The sequence below is a fragment of the Streptomyces sp. Ncost-T10-10d genome (genome assembly GCF_900091955.1).
Classification (GTDB): domain Bacteria; phylum Actinomycetota; class Actinomycetes; order Streptomycetales; family Streptomycetaceae; genus Streptomyces.
On sequence record NZ_FMDF01000145.1, the window covers coordinates 1 to 18,033 of the forward strand.

Below are 18,033 nucleotides of genomic sequence, written 5' to 3' on the forward strand. Positions count from 1 at the left end.
CGAGGACTCGCTCCCCCGTCCCACCCACTCATCGGCCCGGCCGATCAGCCAGTCCCTGCTGGGGACGACGAGCCCGGCCGGGGTGAAGGCGATCTTGCGCAGCTCCGCTTGGCTGCCCGAGTCCTTCCGCCACAGTCCGCTGACGATGTCGACCGCCTCGGCGGGCGTGGCCGCGAACTCCAGGCCCGCGTAGACGGGGGCGCACGAGTCGAGGCCCAGGTCCTGCGCGGAGAGGCGGCGCCCGAGCCGCCGGGTGAAGACCTCGGCGATCAGCGCGGGGGTGGTTCCGCGTGGCTGCTGGCCGCGCAGCCAGCGGGTCACGGAGGTCTTGTCGTACCGCAGGTCGAGGCCGTGTTCCAGGCCGAGTTGGTCCACCCTGCGGGCGAGGCCGGCGTTGGAGAAGCCGGCTTCGGTGATGAGCGAGGCGAGTCGGCGGTTGGGGGTGCGCTGCGGAGGTCGTTCCGACATCAGCTGTACGGTCTCCTGCCTTCGGGGCCGGGCGGGCAGCCCTCATGGACGGCGTGAATTTAGCGGCCTCTGCGGCGGCCGCAGCCACCTTCGCTTCACTTTCATCCGATCGTGTGAGGATTGTGGGTGGCGCTGACGGGGACGACCTGCTGGGCCACCGCCCGGGGTCCGGTCGTACAGTGGCTCGGGGCTGATTCAGTGCATGGTGGCGTGGCTCCGGGCACCCCCGGCTCCCGGCACCGCGAGTAGGGAGGCATCTGTCGTGACCGAGCTTCGGTTCGTCCGGCTGGGATTCGGCGAGGAAGCCGTCGACTACCAGGAGGCATGGCAGAAGCAGCGCGAGGTGCACGCGGCCAGATTCGAGGACACCGTCCCGGACACCTGTCTGCTGCTGGAACACCCGCCCGTCTACACGGCGGGGCGGCGCACGACCGACAGTGAGCGCCCGCTGGACGGCACCCCGGTCATCGATGTGGACCGCGGCGGGAAGATCACCTGGCACGGTCCCGGACAGCTGGTCGGCTACCCGATCCAGAAGCTGCCCCGTCCGGTGGATGTCGTCGCGCATGTCCGCAGGCTGGAGGACGCGCTGATCCGTACCGCCGCCGAATTCGGGCTGGAGACCTCCCGGGTCGAGGGCCGCAGCGGGGTCTGGGTCCTCGGCGACCCGGTCGAGGACCGTCCGTCGATCGGCGGCCTCTCCCTCGACTTCGACCCGCGGCTGCAGGACGAGGAATTCGACCCGCGGCTGAACGGCCCCGAGTACGCCCCGTCCAACGCCGGGCAGCGCCGCGAGGACCGCAAGCTGGCCGCGATCGGCATCCGGGTGGCCAAGGGCGTGACCATGCACGGCTTCTCGCTCAATGTGAACCCTGACAACACCTGGTTCGACCGCATCGTGCCGTGCGGCATCCGGGACGCGGGCGTCACGTCCCTCGCGTACGAACTGGGTCGCGACATCGCGATCGCGGAGGTGCTCCCGGTCGTCGAGAAGCACCTCAAGGACGTCCTGGAGAACGCGCAGCTCGCCCCGCGCACCATCGAGCGCCCGTCGGATGCCGTGGCCACGGCGTGACAGTCTGGACTCCCTGCGGGGAATAGGCCCTGTCGGCCACAGGTTGGCCAGACGTAAAGCCGTTTGAACTACGGGCGTACCCTGGTGTTCGCCGAAGAATCCAATGCAGTGAAAGCAAAGGGGAGTGCCGGAGTGTCCGCTGTCGCACCCGACGGGCGCAAGATGCTGCGCCTTGAGGTCCGGAACAGCCAGACCCCCATCGAGCGCAAGCCCGAGTGGATCAAAACCCGGGCGAAGATGGGCCCCGAGTACAACCAGCTGCAGAAGCTCGTGAAGAGCGAGGGTCTGCACACGGTGTGCCAGGAGGCCGGCTGCCCCAACATCTTCGAGTGCTGGGAGGACCGCGAGGCCACGTTCCTCATCGGCGGCGACCAGTGCACCCGGCGCTGTGACTTCTGCCAGATCGACACGGGCAAGCCGCAGGCGCTGGACCGGGACGAGCCCCGCCGGGTCGGCGAGTCCGTCGTCACGATGGACCTGAACTACGCCACCATCACCGGCGTCGCGCGCGACGACCTGGAGGACGGCGGTGCCTGGCTGTACGCGGAGACCGTGCGCCAGATCCACGCACTGACCGCGGACCGGGAGGCCGGCCGCACCAAGGTCGAGCTGCTGATCCCCGACTTCAACGCGGTGCCCGAGCAGCTCGCCGAGGTCTTCTCCTCGCGTCCCGAGGTGCTCGCGCACAACGTCGAGACGGTGCCGCGGATCTTCAAGCGGATCCGCCCCGGTTTCCGTTACGAGCGCTCCCTGGAGGTCATCACGCGGGCCCGCGAGGCCGGCCTGGTGACCAAGTCCAACCTGATCCTCGGCATGGGCGAGACCCGCGAGGAAGTCAGCGAGGCGCTCCAGGATCTGTACGACGCGGGTTGCGAGCTCATCACGATCACGCAGTACCTGCGGCCCTCCGTGCGCCACCACCCGGTCGAGCGCTGGGTGAAGCCGCACGAGTTCGTGGAGCTCAAGGAGGAGGCCGACGAGATCGGCTACTCCGGCGTGATGTCCGGGCCGCTGGTCCGTTCCTCGTACCGCGCGGGCCGTCTTTTCCAGCAGGCGATCGAGCGGCGTGACGCCGTCGCGGCGGCGCCCGCTGTGTGAATCCGAGCACAAGAAGCTACCGATCGGTAATAGCTGATTCGACGCGGCCCCTACGCTCCCCGCAGGTCGGGGGCGCGTATGGGCCGCGTCGGCGTGCGCTGCGCCCATATCAAGGTTTCATTGGTGTTTGACCGACCGGTCATGCGCTGGTAACACCGAGCAATGACGCTGGGTGCAACGGCGCAGCGACTCTGCGGGCCGCTGCCACCCCTGCTCCCCGCACCCAGCGCACACCACCCACTTCGCGCAACGCAGTCCCGGGCAGATCGGCCCGGGCAGCTGAGTCCACGCAACTCAGTCCGCACATCCGCTCCGAGGAGATTTCCACGATGCAGGCCGTGCCGGTACGCGCCACCGCCATCCCTTCCGTCACCGATGCTCTCCGTGCCGTCGAGTCGCTGCTGCTGAGCAGCGGCCAGCGCACCGCCCGCCGCAACGCCTGGACAGCCGTCCTGGAGGACCGGCGCCGGGCCAAGGACCGGGTCGAGGCCGAGTACGTACTGGAGGCCGCGGCCAACCACCGTTCCTGAGCCACGTAAACTTCCGTACATGGCGAGGAAGGCAAACACTGAAGGCGCGGACAGCGCCGAGAACGCGGGGCGACTCAAGCAGATCGCCCTGACCTACAAGATGACCCGGCGGACCGACTCCAAGATCGGTCTTGTCGTCGCGGGTGTGGGAATCGTCACCTTCGGTGTCCTCCTCGCGGTCGGTTTCCTGATCGGCCACCCGATCTACCTGGGCATCCTGGGCTTCGTGCTGGCCCTCCTCGCGATGGCGATCGTCTTCGGACGGCGTGCCGAGCGCGCGGCCTTCGGGCAGATGGAGGGACAGCCGGGCGCTGCGGCGGCAGTGCTGGACCGGGTGGGCCGTGGCTGGACCACGACCCCTGCGGTCGCGATGAACCGCAGCCAGGACGTCGTCCACCGCGCCGTGGGCAAGGCGGGCATCGTCCTGGTCGGCGAGGGCAACCCGAACCGGGTGAAGCTGTTGCTCGCGGCCGAGAAGAAGAAGATGGCGCGCATCCTGGTCGATGTGCCGGTGCACGACATCGTCGTCGGCAACGACGAGGGCCAGGTGCCGCTCAAGAAGGTGCGCACCAAGATGCTGAAGCTGCCGCGCGTCCTGACCGGCCCGCAGGTGACGGCCGCCAATGACCGGCTGCGCGCGATGGGCGACCTGATGAGCAACATGCCGCTGCCCAAGGGCCCGATGCCGAAGGGCATGCGGATGCCGCGCGGCGGAAAGATGCGCTGACGCTTCCGTCGCCCGTATCCGCTGTACGCACGAAGAGGGCGGGTTGCGAACCGGTTCGGTTCGCAACCCGCCCTCTTCTCATGCCGTGCGCGGTATCCGTCCCCGGCTCAGATACGCACCTGAACAGCGCGGGCCAGCCGGTCGTGCAGACCCCGGCCGTCGCGGTCCCAGACCAGAGCCGGAATCGCCACGCAGAGCAGCACACTCCGGACGATCACCCGGCCGAAAGTGAGCCGGCCACCGTTCTCGGCGACGACCCTGATGCCCAGGAGTCGCTTGCCGGGCGTGCAGCCGATGGTCCCGACGGTGAGCACACTCAGCACGAGAAAGACGCCGAGCGCCCAGTTCCCGGCCGCCTGCTGGTCACCGCGAGCGAACAGCCCGTATGCGATCACCATGCACAGGACCCAGTCGATGAAGAGCGCACCGAAGCGCCGGCCGAGCGGCGCCACGGATCCCGGCCCGTGCTCGGGCAGACCGAGCCGCTTGCCCCGGTGGCCGAAGTCGGCCCCCATCTCCTCGGCGGCCGCGCGCGGCCCGGAGAGCCACGATCCGATTGCTTGCCTGTTGTCCACCCGACCACGGTACTGCGCCCGACTGCGCACCCTGCCGGGCGGGGGCCGCTGCGGGCTGTCGCCCGGCAGGGACGAGGGCCCCGGACCGGCCACGAGGTGCCGCTCACACCCGGCTCGGTTAACTTCTGCGAAACAAATGGGTCATGCTTGAGAAATCCGGTCTGCCTATGGTCGGGTCCAGCGTGTGCCACCGCACTGGCCGCACCACGAGCTACAACCCCGTCCCTCCCGGGCCGGGAGTAGGAGGAGTTGGATGTTCCAGAACGCCGACGACGCGAAGAAGTACATCGCCGACGAAGACGTCAAGTTCATCGATGTCCGGTTCTGCGACCTGCCCGGTGTGATGCAGCACTTCACCATCCCGGCGGCGGCCTTCGACCCGACCGAGGAGCTCGCCTTCGACGGCTCGTCGATCCGCGGCTTCCAGGCCATCCACGAGTCCGACATGGCGCTGCGCGCGGACCTGTCGACCGCCCGCGTCGACCCGTTCCGCCGCGACAAGACCGTCAACATCAACTTCTTCATCCACGACCCGATCACGGGCGAGCAGTACAGCCGTGACCCGCGGAACGTGGCCAAGAAGGCCGAGGCTTACCTCACCTCCACCGGCATCGCCGACACCGCGTACTTCGGCCCCGAGGCCGAGTTCTACGTGTTCGACAACGTCCGCTTCCAGACCTCGGCGAACGAGTCCTTCTACCACATCGACTCCGAGGCCGGCGCCTGGAACACCGGGTCGGAAGAGAACAACCGCGGCTACAAGGTCCGCTACAAGGGCGGCTACTTCCCGGTCCCGCCGGTCGACCACTTCGCCGACCTGCGTGCCGAGATCTCCCTGGAGCTGGACAAGAACGGCCTCCAGGTCGAGCGCCAGCACCACGAGGTCGGCACCGCGGGCCAGGCCGAGATCAACTACAAGTTCAACACGCTGCTCGCCGCGGCCGACGACCTGATGCTCTTCAAGTACATCGTGAAGAACGTCGCCTGGCGCAACGGCAAGACCGCCACCTTCATGCCGAAGCCGATCTTCGGCGACAACGGCTCGGGCATGCACGTCCACCAGTCCCTGTGGGCCGGCGGCGACCCGCTGTTCTACGACGAGCAGGGCTACGCGGGCCTCTCGGACATCGCCCGCTACTACATCGGCGGCATCCTCAAGCACGCCCCGTCGCTGCTGGCCTTCACCAACCCGACGGTGAACTCGTACCACCGCCTGGTCCCCGGCTTCGAGGCCCCGGTCAACATGGTGTACTCGCAGCGCAACCGCTCGGCCGCCATGCGTATCCCGATCACGGGCTCGAACCCGAAGGCCAAGCGCGTCGAGTTCCGCGCCCCGGACCCGTCGTCCAACCCGTACCTCGCCTTCTCCGCTCTGCTGATGGCCGGCCTCGACGGCATCAAGAACAAGATCGAGCCCGCCGAGCCGATCGACAAGGACCTGTACGAGCTGGCTCCCGAGGAGCACGCGAACGTCCAGCAGGTCCCGACCTCCCTCCCGGCCGTCCTGGACGCGCTGGAGGCGGACAACGAGTACCTGCAGGCCGGTGGCGTCTTCACGTCCGACCTGATCGAGACGTGGATCGACTTCAAGCGCACCAACGAGATCGCTCCGATCCAGCTGCGTCCGCACCCGCACGAGTTCGAGCTGTACTTCGACATTTAAGAACGCCGCAGGTCAGAGCAGGTTTCCGCTCGCCTGGGCCGCCTGTGGGCCGTCGGCCGTGTTCTTCCCCTCTCGGAAGACACGGCCGACGGCCTTTTCTGCGGACTGCGCTCAGGCCGCGGCAGCCGACGCCCCGCCGGAACCCTCGTTGTCTGCGTCCGTGCCGAACGCCGCGTCGATGGCCTTCCGGGCGCGATCCTGGCTGTTCGGCATCAGGTGCGTGTACGTGCGCAGCGTAAAGCCCGGATCCGAGTGACCGAGGTACTCGGCAAGCGCCTTGATGTTCTCCCCCGCGTCCAGGAGTACCGACGCGTAGTAGTGCCGCAACGCGTGCATCCCGTGCTCACGCGACTGCTTGAACCGCTCTCCCGCCAGGCGCTCCGGGATGACTCCCGCAGAGACCAGCGCCGGTTTCCAGAGGTACATGTTGAAGTAGTTCCGATTCAGCGCCTTCCGCTCGCGCGAGTAGAACATGAGCGTGGCGGTGACGGGCGGCCCGTCGGGGGTCTTCCATGGCAGCGTGACTTCGATGGGTGGGCGCAGGGTGACGTGCGCAGCCAGCGCATAGGACACCGAGTTGGGCAGCGGCACGTCGCGAAGCTTGCCGCCCTTGGGTGGAGCGAAGACCAGGTGCGGGCCAACCATCTTGACTTGCCGGTTGACGTGCACGACGCCCCCGAGGAAGTCGACTTCATCGACGGCCAACCCGAAGATCTCACCTTGCCGCAACCCGCAGCCCGCACCCACATCCACGGCCCTGCCGTACTGCGCCGGCAGAGCATCTCTGACCGCGAGAACACGCTCGCGGGTCCACGGCTTGAGCTTCCTTGCGTCCACTTTCGGCGCGCGCACCGATCCGGCGCGGCACGGGTTTCGAGCAATGATTCCGTCGTCGACTGCCGCACCGAACACAGCGGAGACATTGGCGAAGATGACGCGCTGATATGACGACGCGATCCCGGAGTCTTTGAGCGTCCGGGCCCACGTGCGGATGTGGCCGGGCTGGAAGGCACTGAGGGACCGCGACCCGATGTGTGGGAAGGCATGCAGCCGAAACCGCAGCTCCATGGCCACGATGGTGGCGGCGTCCGTCGTCTGCGAAGCGAGCCACTGAGTGGCGAACTGCTGAAACGTCACCTTCCCCGCTGACGGGTCGACGTACTGGCCGCGCGTCATGTCGGCCGCGATCTGCGTGAGCCACGATTCGGCGAGCCGCTTCTGCTTGTCGGGGAAGGAGCGGCTGCGCTCGCTCCCGTCCGGCGCCACGTAGCGCGCGCGGTAGCGCATGCCCGTTCCGTAGCGCTCGGTCTTGACTCGGGTGGTCTTGCCTCCCGGATTGGTTTCGGACTTGTACCAGCGGTCTTGGATGTGGCCTGCCAAGGGGTGCTCCTGCGGTTATGCGGCAGGGGCACGGCCCGTGTGGGTCGTGCCCCTGCGGTGGTGGCGGGTTTGGTTAGGCGGCGTCGGCTTCGATGCGAGTGCCAATCCAGGCGTGGACGGCTTCGGGGGCGTAGCGCAGGTGCTTGCCGATGCGGAATCCGGGCGGTCCGGTGCGCTTTTTACGCCAGGCGTAGACGGTTTCCAGCGGGACCGAGAACAGGTCGGCGATGTCCTCCGGAGTGAGGTAGCGGTCGGGGAGTCCAGCGCGGAGCGTTGTCCTGATGGCGGTCGCCATTCGGCCTCTCCTTGATGGCGGGGTTGGGGGTTTCGGCCCCCTTCTGCTAGGTCCGCTACATCCGCTTCACCGCTACATCGCAGGTCAGCAGGGTGTTTTCTGTAGCGGGTCGTGCGGATGTAGCGGCTACGACCGCTACCGGCCGCCCGGTGGGTGGTGCGGCCGGTAGCGGTGGTGCGGGTGTTGTAGCCGCTACATCGAGGCGGGTCCGCTACGCGGGGATGGCCTCTGAGCTGGGCTGTAGCGGCTGAAGCGCTTGTAGCGGCTGTACGAGAGGGGGCGGGCAGTAGCGCTGCCACGCGTCGTGGAGATCCGTGGAGTAGTAGCCCTTGAGGACCCCGCCGGATGTGCGGATGTTGCGGGAGGCGATGGGCTCGTTGTCCGCGGTGACGTAGTCGTGGAGCATGCGGGACAGCCGCCGGGAGTCGAGCGGCTTGCCCTGCAGGTCGGCCCACGGGGCGTCGTCGAGCGCGTTCAGCCGGTCGACGATGGCGATGGTCGGGAGCCGATCAATGCCGACCATGACGTGGTCGCGGAGGTCGGTGAGCAGGCGGATCCCAAGGCTTCCTTTGTCGTCGGCCTGGGATGCTTTCACGAGCTTCACGCAGGCGTCGCGGGCCCTGTCGGGCCAGTCCCCGCCTGCCGCGTCCGCGATGGCGAGCAGGGGCTCCCACACGTCGGCGGGCCGGTCGGTGACACCTTCGGGCATGTCGGGCCAGGCACCCATCACGAAGCCGCGGGCCTGCTCTGCCCAGGCGGCGAGCCGGTCACGCAGGGCATGGCCCTCCTTCTCGTGGATGCGGGCGCGGAAGGGTTCGACCTTCTCGTTCCGGGCCCTGCGCCGCATGCGGATGATGACGGAGCGGGTGAGGATCGTGTCGGGCAGCGAGCCGAGTCCGGCGACGGCCACCGCGGTGTACGAGGGGAACGCCTGAACGGTCTGGTTGCCCCCGTCCCCGACGCATCTGTATGTGACTCCGGTGCGTCGGTGGCCAGCGTTCAGGAAGCCGCGCAGTTCCTCGTTGTCCCCGGCCTTGGGACCAAAAATCGTATCGATCTCGTCGAAGAGGATCGTGGGGCGACCCTCACTGGCCGACACCGCCCGGAACAGGGCCGCAGCACTGGCGTTGACGGCGACCATCGGCTGAGGAACGAGCGTTTCCACGATCTCCAGGCCGCGTGACTTCCCGGAGCCCGGCTCAGGGGAGAGGAACGCCAGCCGCGGAGTGGAGTCGAAGCAGTCGAGCAGGTGCGCGTGCGCATCCCACAGGGCCACAGCCACGTAAGCGGCTTCGGTCGGGAACACGTTGAAGCGGCGATGAAAGGCTTCCACCTCGGCCAGCAGGGCGGCACCGTCGATGGGCGGGGTGGGCGGTGTCGCGGTCATGTGGCGATCCTTTCCTCGGTGGTGCGCAGCGGGCAGCGGGTCCGGTGGGCGGTGTGGTCTGCGATCAGAGCGAGTGCCTTGCGGTGACCTGCGGCAAAGAGGTTGCGGCCGCACTCGCAGATGCTGGTTGCGGTGGGGACCGCGCCGCGCGGGGCGCTGATGGTGAGCCAAGCGATCGGGTACCGGCCGTCCCCGGTCTGCGGGTCAGGACGAACAGATGAAAGGACGGCCTTACGGCCGACGACCCTCGGCGCGCTACTGCCGGACTGGGTGGGGACGGGTTCGGCGGTGCTGGGGCCGGTGGACGGTGGGGGGAGGCTTTTCAGGTGGGGGCGGCGCTGGGTGCTCATGCGGCGGTCCCCCTCGGCCGGCAGGTTCGGATGGACCAGTTGAGGGCGCTGCGGACCGTGGTGCGGCACTCGGCAGCCGGGAGTCCGGTCGACTCGCCCGCCGCCTGAAAAGCCTGTTCCACCTCGTGCCGGGGGAGGTCGCCCCACGCGACGAAACGGCCCACGGCGCGGGCGCTCCTGAGGAGCTGCTCGTTGCGGCCGCCCTCGGTGGTGGCGCGGACGGTGGCGGTCTCGCGTTCCAGGGCGGCATCGGCGGCCCGGTTGCCGAACCGGGGTACCTGGATGCGTACCTGCTGTGCGGGCGCCGGTGCGGGTGTGAGAGCGTCCAGCAGCCATGCGGGGAGTTCGGCCACGGGGGCGGGGTCGGTGACCTCGTATGCCTGGCCGTTGACGGTGCTGCCGGGGGCGACGACGTTGCCGCCCCATGCCCGGGTGTCGATCCGTTTGGCCAGCTTCCCTTTGCTGCTGGGGATCTGGACCGTGCTGGGGGCGGTGAAGTAGAGGTGCATTCCACGGCTCGGAGTCCGCACCCGGTAGGTGGTGGGGACGGCCTGCCCGGCGCGCTCGCAGAGCGCCTTGAAGGAATCCACACCGCTAGGTGTGTCCGCATCGTCTTCAGGCTTGGGCATGTCGAGGTCGATCACGACCAGCCCCGAAGGACCTGGTGCCAAACCGATGTTGAACGGCTTGAGGGCCCAAGCCCCGCGGATGCGGTCGGAGTCCAGGGTGGCGCGCTGCTCCCACTTGCGGTGGCCGGTTGTGCAGGCTCCGGTGCTGGTGCAGTGGTCTTCTCCATGCAGGGCGGGGGCTTTGCCGCCGGGGCGCAAGGGGTGGACGTACCAGCCGCGTTCGGCGGCCTCTAACGCTGCGGAGAGCAGCGGGGTGTTGCGCTCATGGGGCATTCTGGATGTCTCCAGTTCTGTAGTGAGTGCTGGCAGACAAGGGCGGCCGTGACTTTGGCGAGAGACGGCCGCCCTGGCCTTTTCCGGGTTGCGGGGCGGGTAGGGAGAGCGTGATGGGTGAGGCTGAGGTCAGCGACCGACTGCGGAGGCGGGTCAGGTGCGACTTTCCTGACGCTGAGGTCGCGAAGGGTGCCGAGGGGGCCTTGCGCTCCCTGGTCAAGAAATTGGGGCCCGACGGGATGGTCGGTGTTGGCGACGAGCGTCTGATGGCTGCAGTGGTGCTCTTTGCGCGTGGGGACATCGGTCGCCTGAGGTCTGCCGTCCGTCTCGCGCAACTCGACTGGCGTGATTTGCTCGTTGCGGCTGAACTCGCTGACGAGGACTTCGAGCAGCGGCTTGACCAGGAACTGCCCGGTCCGACGTAGCGCCTGTCGGTCAGTTGTGGAAGCGGTTGGATTCGGGGTGCTGGTCACACCAGGCTTCGGCGCAGACCTTGTGGACGGGTTCGCGGTCGTGGGAGCGCATCGGCGTGGGGCGGCGGCAGAGCACGCAGGGCAGGTCCCGGTGCGGGTCGAAGTGCCTGCTGTCGCGCCAGTCGAGTAACGGCATGACCGCTGCTCACTGCTGGTTGTTGGTCTTGGCCCACACACCACGGGTGGTGGTGTGGACGTTGCGCCGGTCCTGGTGGACGGGGCCCTCGTAGTGGTGGTGGTGCACGTCCGGCAGTGCTTCCTTGCCGCGGCGGATCAGCCGGGCGAGGGCGAGGATCGGGACGGCGGGGGCCCCGAGGAGCAGGGCGAGGACGGTGGGGTCGGCGTGCTGGGAGGCGATGAGCAGGCCGATCGCGATCAGGCCCGGCGGCACGGTGGCGAGTCCGGCGGTCAGCATGAGCCTGCTCGCGTCGGTGGCCGTCTGGGACATGGGCGGGATGCCCGGCTGGGCTACCGGGAGTGCGGTGCCGTACCGGGGCAGGGGGGTCGTGTCGCGGTAGGCGGTGGGTGTTTCGGGGGTGGGCCGGTAGGCGTCGGTGATGATCCGTGCGGCTTCGGCAGCGGCCTCGGCGTCGGTCATCGGGAGCGGGTGGACGGGGTGGTCGGATCGGTTCACGGGGTGGTCCTCCCGGGCGGGCCGGGGCCCCTGCGCGCGGTGCGGCGAGGGGCCCCGGGTGGGGATGTCACGTGCGGTGTCAGGGGGGTATCACGCGGGTGTCAGGGCCTGGTGTCAGGGCGCGTGACACCCGCTCCCGCCTAGGGGTTTGGGTGTCACGGGGCCCGTGACGGTGTCAGGCGTCACGCGGGTGTCAGGGCGGGGACGATCCGCCACCGGCCGGTCTGGTTCGTCGGCTGCAGGCGGCCCTCCAGGGCGGCGTCCCGGAGCCTCGCGGAGACCCACGGTCGGCTGTAGCCGTTGGCGTCGCACCAGTCCATGAAGTCCTTCGGCCCGACGACCATCTGCCCGGCCTCTTCGAACTCGTCGAGGGCGCGGGCGAACAGCTCCCGCGCCTCCTCCGGGGACGGCTTGCGGCCGGTGTCCTGACCGAACAGCGGGGCATCGTCGCCCTGCTGGGCCGCGGGGAGGTCGGCTTCGGGGTCCATGGCGGCGTCCTCGGGGTCGAGGAGGGTGCCGGTCTGGATGGTGTCGTCCTGTTCCGGCACGGCGGTCTGCTCCGTCTCGTCAGTGTCGGTACGGCGGCCGGTGTACGCGTTGCCCACGGCCGCCTTCGCGGCCCCGGCGGTGATCGGGTCGGCAGTGGCGCCGTTGCGCACGGCCCACTGCGCGAGCGTCTCCATGAGGGACACGGCCCGGGTGGTGAACTGCTGGGTGCGGCCCGGGGAGGCGTACCGCTCGGGGGCGATCCCGCCGGAGACGACGTAGCAGTAGCCGGGCTTACGGTTGCCCCACGCTCCGGGGTGCGCGCCCTGGTCGATGACGGACTCGGGCAGGCTGAACCCTTCGTCGCGGGGGTCACAGCCGAGCGCGATCACGGACGGGAGAGAGGCCCGGGTGCTGGTCGACATCTGGTCGTAGGAAGGGCGCTGCAGCGACACGATCAGCGAGACGCCGGCCGACCGGGCTTCCTGCGCGATGCCGGTGAACGCGTCGTCACCCAGGGCGCGGAGCGTGTTCGCGGCCTCTTCCATCCACGCGACCATGTACGGCATGCCGGGGCAGCCGCACGGGGTGCGGTCGGGGCGGCAGGAGTGCGCCGGGTCGCTCTGCTTCTGCGCGGCCTCGGGTGCCCACTGCCGGTAGGAGTGCTTCCCGAGCCACCCGGTCCGGGCCGGGATGACCTGCTGGAGTGCGGCGACCATCGCCTCGGTGCCCGCCCCGCCCTCCACCGCCCAGTCGTAGGCGGGCAGCAGCGGCCTGAAGTCCTGGAACGCCTTGGGGTCGCTGAGCCAGAAGATGACGTCCTTGCGGGACAGGATCTCCGTTTGCAGGTTCAGGGCCGCGTCGCCCTTGCCAGACCCGGTGCCCCCGGCGATGAGGAAGTGCGACGCGTTGCGCCCGGCCTCCGGGTCGCCGGGCAGCCACACCACGAGCGGCGATCCATCGTCGTACTGGCCGATGACCAGCGGATCGGTGATGGACCCGCCCGGCAGGGACGGACCCTCCCACTCCACCGTCTCGCCCAGCATGTCCCTGGGCACGATGACCAGCTCGCCGCGCCGGACCGAGTCGGGGTCGGGCTGGTAGCGCACCGCGGACTGCGGGAGATCCAGCGCCGACGCGATCCGCACCAGGGCACGGGCCACGTCGTCGTTGGTCTGCTCCCCAGCGGGCAGGCTGAGCGCCGCAGTGACCCGGTTCGGCTCCACCTGCGTCCGGCCGATCTTCGCCTTGGCCAGCCCCACCTTCTCCAGCAGCCCCTTGTCCCCGGACTGCTCGCCCGCACCGTCCGACGTCCGCAGCGCCATCCGGACGTTCCAGGACAGGGCGAGGACCACCCCGCCCATCAGGAAGGTGTCCGGCAGGATGCCGGCCAGCGGTCCTTCGAGCGCGGCCGCGGTCACCCACGCCGACGCGGACGCCACGGTGATGGCGGAGTGCAGGCGCCGCTGAGGGCTGGTCTCCCGACCGGCCCACCACGTGGCGCTGGTCAGGGCGACGGCGGACAGGGTCAGCCCGACCCCCGCCCCGACCGAGTCAGCCCACACCAGGTGGGCACCGCTCCCGGCGACACCGACTCCGGCGACGCCGAGCCACGGCGGGAGGTGGGGCTTGGCCCGGTGCAGGAGGTACGCCCCGATGCCGCCGCCGGTCGATGTGCTGTGCTCGCCGCGGTTCCTCATCCCTCGTTCCATCCTTTCCAGCTCTCGTTCCACGTCTCGTCCGTCCTGGTCGACCCACCGGCGGCTCACTGCGCGGTCCAGTTCATGCGGGGCCGCTCCGGGCGCTGGGCGCGGTGGCGGTGGGCGCCGAGCTCGCCCTCGTACTCCTGCTGGAACTGGGCGTAGCAAGCCGCAGCAAGCTTGGCCGCGTTGCGCAGCTCGTCGGCCGCGCGCTGCATCTTCCGCGAGACCTTGAACGCGCGGATCTTCGCGCCGCCCATCCGGCCCTCGGGGTCCGGGACGGTGCCCAGCACGGCCTTGAGGATTTCGGCGCCCATGGCGACCTCGAAGGAGAGCATCACGGCGGCGGCCCGCAGGCTGTTGCAGTAGTTGCGGATCTGCGCGGGGCTGCTGAACTCCGGGGCGGGCAGCAGGCTCTGCGACTGCGCGGCCCGGGGCCCGGGGACGTTCTTGTTGTTGTTGACGGTGACGTTGATCGGCGGGACGAACGAGCCGCCCACCGCGCCGACGAAACCGCCGACGGCCGCGCCCGCGTTGTTCGCGAACTTGGCGCCCTTGCTGGCGGGGGCCGGTCCGCCGCTGGTCCGGGTACGCGACCGGTTGGTGGTACGGGTGCTGTTGCTTGCCATGGTGATCCCCTTCTCAGGCGGAGAGGCAGAGCGCCGCGACGACGAGTGCGGCGATGTGGGCGGTCTGGTCGACTTGCGCGGCACCGCCGTTGGCGGCCCAGGAGTCCTGGCGGGCCAGGCGCATCCAGGCCGTGACGGGCCAACGCCGGTCGATCACCGCATGCGTGACGCCGATCCACAGGACCGCGGCCAGAGCGGGCAGGGCCGGAAGCGACCAGCCCAGCACCGCCGCACCGAGAATGAGCAGGGTCGCGCAGACCACGACGTGCGTGGCGGCGTGCGCGAAGTTCGCCCGCCAACCGGCCACGCCCGGCAGAGCCTTGTGCCCGGCCTGGTGGTCCGTCTGCAGCGGGTAATCGGCGATCAGGTGGCCGACGTAGAGCAGGAACGCGAGGTCAGCGAACACGTCTTCTCCTCAAGCGGCGAGAGCGGGAGCGGAGTCGTGGCAGGGCACGCACATGCCGAGCGACGGCGGGATGCAGTACCCCGCATCGCGGCGGCAGTTGGGGCAGGTACGGCGGGCCGTGTTCGCCTTGGCGAGCGCCGCCCACTTGGCCGGCGTCATCGGGCGGACCGGCTTGGCACGGTCGACGAGGTACAGGTACGCCACCAGCGGGCCGCGACGGCGGCGCGGCCGTTCGAGCTGCGCGGCGACGTCCTGACCGCCGGGCCGGAGCCCGAGGGCGCGGAGCTGGCGGCGGGTGGCCAGGCCGTCCGGTGCGAGGCGCCACCGGTAGACCGGCAGCGTGTTCACCGGGTACCTCCGAGCGGGACCGGCCGGATGCGCCACGGGACCTCGGAGGCCGGGGCCGGGAACCCGTCGCAGCAGGTGGTGGACGAGGTCCATCCGTCCCGCGCGGCGCCCTCGGCCTCGGCCGCGATCTCTGCCGCGTCCCGCGTGGCGTGCACGCTGTGCATTTCCCCGAGGCGGTAGAGGACGTAGACGCGGTCGGCCCGGGTGCTCTGCTTCCGGGTGGTGCGCAGCAGCATCCGCAGCGCTTGCCGGTCCTCGGTGTCGAGCAAGGACTGGGCGCGCAGGGTCTCCACCTCGCCTTCGAGCCGGGCAGCATCGGCGATGGTGCGGGCGAGTGCAGCGCGCAGTTCCTCCACGGCGCTCTCCGCCCGGATGGCGGAGTCGGTGGCGAGAGCACCTTCCAGCTGGTGCTGCTCGGCCTCGGCGCGGGCGGCGGCGGTCGCCGTCTCCGCCTCGGACCTGCTGGCTCGTAGGGCGTGCAGGGTGCGGGTGCGTACGACGGCGATCATGCGGAAACTCCCTCAAGGGCGGGGGTGGTCTTGGCGTCGCGCAGTTCCTGGTAGCGGGCGGAGACCCAGCCGGTCGACCAACCGCACAGCTCGGCGGCCGTGCGCACCGGCAGCCCGGACTCGACCGCGGCGGCGACGATTTGCCGGGCCCTGGGCTCGGGCAGCTTCTCGTTCACCGGCCCGCCGGACAGCAGCGCGGCACGTTCACGTGCCTCACGCTCCCGGAGCTCGGTCTCCTGCCGGCGGGCGTCCTGCTCGCGCTGACGACGCTCGTTCTCGCGCCGCTGGGCTGCCTCGCGTTCACGGCGTTCACGCTCGCGCTGCTGCTGTTCACGCTCGCCCTCGGCGCGTTCACGGGCCTCACGCTCAGCCCGCTCGCGAGCCTCGGTCTGCGCCTGCTCTTCGCGCCGTGCCCGGTCCTCGCGTTCAGCTTGTTCACGGGCCAAGCGGGCTTCGTGCTCCCGCTGTTCACGCACCAGCGCGGCCTGATGCTCGCGCTCCTCACGGGCACTGCGCTCGGCTGCTTCCCGCCGCTGCGCAGCCGCTTGTTCGCGGGCTTCCTTCTCGGCCTGTTGCCGGGCGTTCAAGTCGTTCAGCGCCGCAGCAATGGCCCGCCGGTAGGCGAGTCCGGTCTCTGCCGTGACGATCAGCAGCAGCGGCGCCACCGAGTGCACAGCCACGCCGACCAGGTCCTTTTGCAAGGCCGAGTCGGCCACGTTCAGGGCGAGAGTCATGCAGCCGGTCATCCACCGCAGGACGATGGGCCACCGCCCGCCGTGCCCGCCCAGCCGGGCCAGCGTCGCGTCCAGGCGGACCACGATGACGACCGCCGCGTCGACCACCAACGGAAGGATGGGGGCCGTCCAGCGCCATTCCTGGGGGGTGTGACGGGCCGCGAGGGGGGTGACGGTGAGGATCGAGTAGAGCATCGCCCCTGCCACGATCAACCATGTGCCGACCGACAGGGCACGGTCCGCTGAACGGATCTGAGCACTGTTCACGACGTGCCCCCGTCCCGTGAACACACGCGGATCGAGGCCAGCAGCAGCACCGGCGACGTGTCGTCACCGTGCGTCTCGCAGTCCTCGATCCAATTCCACTCGGCACCGTCGGTGAACACGAAGCCGAGCGCGGCGAGTGCCCGTGAACGCTCCGCCACCGTCGGAACAGTGGCCGTCAGGCCGAAGTCGTGCTCAGGCCACCGGGAGACCAAGCCGCCCAGCAGCACCACGTACAGGCGCCACCGGCCGGCACGGTTGGACATCTGCGCGGTGTGCTCCATCACGCGGCCACCGCCGAACCGGCCATGCAGCCCTTCACCGGGCGGCGGACCGCACGGCGCGGACGCCGGCCGTCCGGCCGTCGGGTCTTCAGCGGCAGCGTCCGCAGCAGCGACTCGGCGTACGCGGCGGTCTCCGGGTCACTCTCGCGGAGCTCCGCGAGGACCTCGTGCGCCACGTCCAGCCGCGCCGCCCGCTCCATCGCGGACTCCGTGGCCGAACCAGTGAACAGCTCCAGATCGATACCGAGTGCCAGCTCAGTGAACTCGGTGGCCGTAACGGCCTCGTGACCAGCAACGATGTTCTTCATGGGTCGTTTTCTCCTAGCGGTGGGACGGCCCGAAACTGCGGCCCCGGTGCTCGAACACCGGGGCCGCGGGCCGTTCAAATGGCGGAACTGCAGATCTGCTCAGCGGTCGACGCCGGCCGCGTGCGGGTGCGGCCTCGGGGGCCGTACCGGCAGCGGCGGACGCTCGTCCCGCCCGTGCTCACCGCGGCCGGTCACCGGCCGCCACGCGCACGGGCGTCGTCCTGGCTGCGCTTGTTCGCTTCAGCGTTCTTCCGGGCCAGCTCGGCCCGCTCCGCATCTGTCAGACTCGTCACCACAGGGACCTCCTATTCAGGTGCCTGTCAGCGCCGCCCGGAGTTGCCTCTCCGGGCGGCGCACTCATTGGAACCAGGGGATTCCGGCTCCCCTCAGCCCCGCCCGTACAGCCCGAAAAGGCCGGACGGGCGAGGGAGGCAACCGGGCAGAACTTTGCTGGTCGGCCGTTACCACGACCGACCAGTCCCGAGCCTGCGAATCGGTGCGTCATCGTCACTGCTCTGACGCCAGCAGGGCGGCGCGTACCGGGTGGCAGCCAAGGCGTTGACCTCCAGGAATGAAGGGATGATCACCAGGGCTGTTCTCCAGAGCCAGCACGCGGAAGGGGCCGCCGACGACATCACCCGGTCGTCCGCGGGGACAGGGACTTCCACCCCGTCGAATCGTTCGCTCTCTGTTCAGTTCTCAAAGACCAGACCCTCCCCGGCAAGCGCGGTATCCCCTGGTGAGAGGGGTTCTCGTCCTCACGAGACCCGCCGGGCGTTCTGCGGTCGTGCGTCCACCTGCTCGAAAG

22 protein-coding genes and 1 pseudogene are annotated in these 18,033 nt (G+C 69.7%); 6 read left to right on the top strand and 17 right to left on the bottom strand.

Annotated elements, in window-relative coordinates; all coding sequences use genetic code 11:
- Window positions 1-468 (bottom strand): annotated as a pseudogene (locus GA0115254_RS25040) (regulator); the annotation flags it as partial.
- 262 nt (window positions 469-730) lie between these two features.
- Between GA0115254_RS25040 and lipB the strand changes: the two are divergent.
- The 4 genes from lipB (at window position 731) to GA0115254_RS25060 (ending at window position 3,898) form a co-directional block, all read left to right on the top strand.
- Window positions 731-1,543 (top strand): lipoyl(octanoyl) transferase LipB, encoded by an 813-nt coding sequence (lipB, locus tag GA0115254_RS25045; protein ID WP_093897539.1) that lies wholly within the window; start codon window positions 731-733, stop codon window positions 1,541-1,543.
- A 132-nt stretch (window positions 1,544-1,675) separates the two neighbouring features.
- A complete protein-coding gene (lipA, locus tag GA0115254_RS25050; protein ID WP_093897540.1) occupies window positions 1,676-2,641 on the top strand; it encodes a lipoyl synthase in 966 nt (321 codons plus the stop codon).
- Window positions 2,642-2,970: 329 nt separating this feature from the next.
- Entirely contained in the window at window positions 2,971-3,171 is a 201-nt protein-coding gene (locus tag GA0115254_RS25055) for an SCO2195 family GlnR-regulated protein (protein ID WP_093897541.1), read from the top strand.
- Between the two features lie 19 nt (window positions 3,172-3,190).
- Window positions 3,191-3,898: a DUF4191 domain-containing protein gene (locus tag GA0115254_RS25060; RefSeq protein ID WP_093897542.1), complete on the top strand. Its 708-nt coding sequence runs from the start codon at window positions 3,191-3,193 to the stop codon at window positions 3,896-3,898.
- Window positions 3,899-4,005: 107 nt separating this feature from the next.
- Here the strand turns inward: GA0115254_RS25060 and GA0115254_RS25065 are convergent, their stop codons facing one another.
- Window positions 4,006-4,473: an RDD family protein gene (locus tag GA0115254_RS25065; RefSeq protein ID WP_093897543.1), complete on the bottom strand. Its 468-nt coding sequence runs from the start codon at window positions 4,471-4,473 to the stop codon at window positions 4,006-4,008.
- Window positions 4,474-4,726: 253 nt separating this feature from the next.
- Here GA0115254_RS25065 and glnA point away from each other — a divergent pair, with 253 nt between their 5' ends.
- Window positions 4,727-6,136 carry a type I glutamate--ammonia ligase gene (glnA, locus tag GA0115254_RS25070; protein ID WP_093897544.1) on the top strand — a complete coding sequence of 470 codons (1,410 nt, stop codon included), beginning with the start codon at window positions 4,727-4,729 and terminating at the stop codon, window positions 6,134-6,136.
- Between the two features lie 111 nt (window positions 6,137-6,247).
- On the opposite strand, the gene GA0115254_RS25075 is transcribed toward glnA, so the two are convergent.
- The 5 genes from GA0115254_RS25075 to GA0115254_RS25095 all read right to left on the bottom strand — a co-directional run bounded on the left by GA0115254_RS25075 (window position 6,248) and on the right by GA0115254_RS25095 (window position 10,450).
- The gene (locus GA0115254_RS25075; RefSeq protein WP_093897545.1) at window positions 6,248-7,516 is read right to left on the bottom strand and encodes a tyrosine-type recombinase/integrase; all 1,269 of its coding nucleotides are present in this window, start codon (window positions 7,514-7,516) and stop codon (window positions 6,248-6,250) included.
- A gap of 73 nt (window positions 7,517-7,589) precedes the next feature.
- Window positions 7,590-7,811 (bottom strand): helix-turn-helix transcriptional regulator, encoded by a 222-nt coding sequence (locus GA0115254_RS25080; protein ID WP_093897546.1) that lies wholly within the window; start codon window positions 7,809-7,811, stop codon window positions 7,590-7,592.
- Window positions 7,812-8,022: 211 nt separating this feature from the next.
- Window positions 8,023-9,198, bottom strand: a complete 1,176-nt coding sequence (locus tag GA0115254_RS25085; RefSeq protein ID WP_093897547.1) for a DUF3631 domain-containing protein — start codon at window positions 9,196-9,198, stop codon at window positions 8,023-8,025.
- Entirely contained in the window at window positions 9,195-9,548 is a 354-nt protein-coding gene (locus GA0115254_RS46430) for a hypothetical protein (RefSeq protein ID WP_256102759.1), read from the bottom strand. The genes GA0115254_RS25085 and GA0115254_RS46430 overlap by 4 nt, the downstream gene beginning before the upstream one ends.
- Window positions 9,545-10,450 carry a bifunctional DNA primase/polymerase gene (locus GA0115254_RS25095; protein WP_093897548.1) on the bottom strand — a complete coding sequence of 302 codons (906 nt, stop codon included), beginning with the start codon at window positions 10,448-10,450 and terminating at the stop codon, window positions 9,545-9,547. The genes GA0115254_RS46430 and GA0115254_RS25095 overlap by 4 nt, the downstream gene beginning before the upstream one ends.
- Before the next feature lie 113 nt (window positions 10,451-10,563).
- Here GA0115254_RS25095 and GA0115254_RS25100 point away from each other — a divergent pair, with 113 nt between their 5' ends.
- On the top strand, window positions 10,564-10,875 hold the full coding sequence (locus GA0115254_RS25100; protein WP_093897549.1) for a hypothetical protein: 312 nt from the start codon (window positions 10,564-10,566) through the stop codon (window positions 10,873-10,875).
- Between the two features lie 10 nt (window positions 10,876-10,885).
- Here GA0115254_RS25100 and GA0115254_RS44685 read toward each other — a convergent pair whose 3' ends face one another.
- From GA0115254_RS44685 to GA0115254_RS25145, 10 genes are all read right to left on the bottom strand, one after another.
- Window positions 10,886-11,059, bottom strand: a complete 174-nt coding sequence (locus tag GA0115254_RS44685; RefSeq protein ID WP_176740276.1) for a hypothetical protein — start codon at window positions 11,057-11,059, stop codon at window positions 10,886-10,888.
- A gap of 9 nt (window positions 11,060-11,068) precedes the next feature.
- Entirely contained in the window at window positions 11,069-11,521 is a 453-nt protein-coding gene (locus GA0115254_RS25105) for a hypothetical protein (RefSeq protein WP_093897720.1), read from the bottom strand.
- A gap of 218 nt (window positions 11,522-11,739) precedes the next feature.
- Window positions 11,740-13,743, bottom strand: coding sequence for a plasmid transfer protein TraB (gene traB / locus GA0115254_RS25110; protein WP_093897550.1), 2,004 nt, complete (start codon window positions 13,741-13,743; stop codon window positions 11,740-11,742).
- Between the two features lie 65 nt (window positions 13,744-13,808).
- Window positions 13,809-14,372, bottom strand: a complete 564-nt coding sequence (gene traA / locus GA0115254_RS25115) for a plasmid transfer protein TraA (RefSeq protein ID WP_093897551.1) — start codon at window positions 14,370-14,372, stop codon at window positions 13,809-13,811.
- 13 nt (window positions 14,373-14,385) lie between these two features.
- Window positions 14,386-14,778, bottom strand: coding sequence for a DUF3307 domain-containing protein (locus GA0115254_RS25120; RefSeq protein ID WP_093897552.1), 393 nt, complete (start codon window positions 14,776-14,778; stop codon window positions 14,386-14,388).
- A 9-nt stretch (window positions 14,779-14,787) separates the two neighbouring features.
- A complete protein-coding gene (locus GA0115254_RS25125) occupies window positions 14,788-15,126 on the bottom strand; it encodes an RRQRL motif-containing zinc-binding protein (RefSeq protein ID WP_093897553.1) in 339 nt (112 codons plus the stop codon).
- A complete protein-coding gene (locus tag GA0115254_RS25130) occupies window positions 15,123-15,635 on the bottom strand; it encodes a hypothetical protein (RefSeq protein ID WP_093897554.1) in 513 nt (170 codons plus the stop codon). Before GA0115254_RS25130 ends, GA0115254_RS25125 begins: the two co-directional genes overlap by 4 nt.
- Window positions 15,632-16,636: a DUF2637 domain-containing protein gene (locus tag GA0115254_RS25135; protein WP_093897721.1), complete on the bottom strand. Its 1,005-nt coding sequence runs from the start codon at window positions 16,634-16,636 to the stop codon at window positions 15,632-15,634. The genes GA0115254_RS25130 and GA0115254_RS25135 overlap by 4 nt, the downstream gene beginning before the upstream one ends.
- Complete coding sequence (locus GA0115254_RS25140; RefSeq protein ID WP_370740941.1) at window positions 16,633-16,917, bottom strand: DUF6303 family protein; 285 nt, start codon at window positions 16,915-16,917, stop codon at window positions 16,633-16,635. The genes GA0115254_RS25135 and GA0115254_RS25140 overlap by 4 nt, the downstream gene beginning before the upstream one ends.
- Window positions 16,917-17,225 (bottom strand): hypothetical protein, encoded by a 309-nt coding sequence (locus GA0115254_RS25145; RefSeq protein WP_093897556.1) that lies wholly within the window; start codon window positions 17,223-17,225, stop codon window positions 16,917-16,919. Before GA0115254_RS25145 ends, GA0115254_RS25140 begins: the two co-directional genes overlap by 1 nt.
- Window positions 17,226-18,033 lie beyond the last annotated feature (808 nt).